We start from the raw sequence: 519 nt of genomic DNA on the forward strand, positions 1-519 counted from the left end.
GGCTTGGGGCGGGAAAAATATAGAAAAAGTACGCTGTGTGGTTGGTTCAACTTTATTTATGACCTTGATTGGCGGCAGCTTAATTGCGCTTCTCGGGGTACTTTTTGCTGAGAATATTCTCTTGGCACTCGGCACAGCTCCGGATGTGATGCATTTATCCTTGCACTATGTGCAGTGGCTGCTGGCGGGTAGTCCCTTAATTTTTATCTATATTATTTATACCTCGATCTTGCGCGGCGTTGTTGATAGTACCACTCCCCTGTTCGCTTCCGCACTTACCATTGGGGTGGGTTTAGTGGTGACACCGGTCCTGATTGCCGGTTATTTTGGCTTTCCTAAAATGGGCATTATCTCGCCGGCGATTGCCACTATTCTGGGAAATCTGGCGGTCCTGTTGTTTTTAATCCTGTATTTGAATTATAGGCAACATCCGCTCAGACTGGACTGGGCTTTATTAAAAAATATTCGTCATCAGCCACATTTGAGCAGAATGATCTTGAAACTGGGGGTTCCTACGGG

Annotated in this window: 1 protein-coding gene; it reads left to right on the forward strand. The window is 46.2% G+C overall.

Features of this window, described 5'->3' with window-relative positions; all coding sequences use genetic code 11:
- A partial coding sequence (locus tag J5M66_RS26535) for an MATE family efflux transporter (RefSeq protein ID WP_207817534.1) occupies nucleotides 1–519 on the forward strand: 519 nt, incomplete at both ends.

Source organism: Pseudomonas sp. 67(2021) (assembly GCF_017491835.1).
Lineage (GTDB): Bacteria > Pseudomonadota > Gammaproteobacteria > Pseudomonadales > Pseudomonadaceae > Aquipseudomonas > Aquipseudomonas atacamensis.